We start from the raw sequence: 328 nt of genomic DNA, 5'->3' as shown, positions 1-328 counted from the left end.
GTTGTAGGGTGATTATATTCGGTTTGATGCCCACATTCATCACATACCAATGTGCCTAACCCTATCACTTCCTCTGCTTGATATAATCCTTGATGCTCTAGATCTTGGAACAGCTCAACCCACTCCACCTTAGTACGATCAGTTATGTCCAGTAACCCTTGCCAAATAGAGTCTGTAATCATCAAATAGAATGGGCCATTTTTGCTCTCTTCATAGCTTTCTGAGAACTCTTTCAAGTCCGACTTCACATAAGCTGAGATCAGCGACAGCTCATCTTTGGTCATGTCGTTGGCCGCTTTTGCTAACTTACCTGATGTTTCAATTTTGT

The 328-nt window shown here is 42.1% G+C and carries 1 protein-coding gene; it reads right to left on the bottom strand.

What is annotated here, in order from left to right:
* Positions 1 to 328, bottom strand: a 328-nt coding sequence (locus FTW16_RS13350; protein WP_146491405.1) for a zinc ribbon-containing protein, incomplete at both ends; no start/stop codon positions are given.

The organism is Vibrio sp. T20 (genome assembly GCF_007858795.1).
GTDB classification, from domain to species: Bacteria; Pseudomonadota; Gammaproteobacteria; order Enterobacterales; family Vibrionaceae; genus Vibrio; species Vibrio satsumensis.
The sequence above is the reverse complement of the archived record's forward strand: the minus strand, read 5'-3'. Positions and strand labels throughout refer to the sequence as shown.